General features: G+C 80.0%; 1 pseudogene. It reads right to left on the reverse strand.

The features are described from left to right. Positions 1-636 (reverse strand): annotated as a pseudogene (locus EEJ42_RS31070) (regulator); the annotation flags it as partial. Between the last annotated feature and the right edge of the window lie 43 nt (positions 637-679).

Genomic DNA, 679 nt, shown 5'->3' on the forward strand with positions numbered 1-679 from the left:
CGACGCACCGGCCAGCCCCGGCAGCCGCTCCTCGCCGCCCCGCCCCGGCGTACGCGCGGCAGCGGCCGCCGTACCGTCCGCCGGGTCCGGGCGGGCCACCGCGACCGCGCCGATGACCTCGCCCTCGTGTACGACCGGCGTCATCCGGACGACGAGCCCGGCACCGTCCGGCACCGGGAACTCCCGCGGTCGCCGCCCGTCCGCCGCCCCCGCGTCCCGCAGCAGCGCCGTGGCCCGGCGCTCCAGCCCGGTCAGCGTCTCGTCCGACAGCAGCCGTGCCGCACCGGAGCTGACGATGCGGCTGCTGCCGTCGAGCGCCACCACCGCGCGCCCCTCCGGCGCGTGGCGCAGATACGCGTCCAGCAGCACCCGCTCCGGGGGCCGGGCCCGGCCCAGCAGCTCCGATTCGACCGCGAGCGCGGTGGCCTCGGCGAGGGCCGTGCCCGGATGGGGAGCGCGGTCCTCGCGCAGCGGGGTCAGCGCCGTGACGGTCCCGGCGGGGCGGCCCGCCCCCGGCTCGTACACCGGAACGCTGACCGCCGACAGCTCCTGCCACACGTCCAGGACGTGTTCCGGGCCGTGCGTCTCCGCCCGGCGCCCGAGGCGCAGCGCGAGCACCGCGCTGTGGTGCCCCACCGCCCGCTCCGACAGATCGCACCCCGCCGCGGGCGCCGGGCCG

Source organism: Streptomyces botrytidirepellens (genome assembly GCF_003721215.1).
Lineage (GTDB): Bacteria > Actinomycetota > Actinomycetes > Streptomycetales > Streptomycetaceae > Streptomyces > Streptomyces himastatinicus.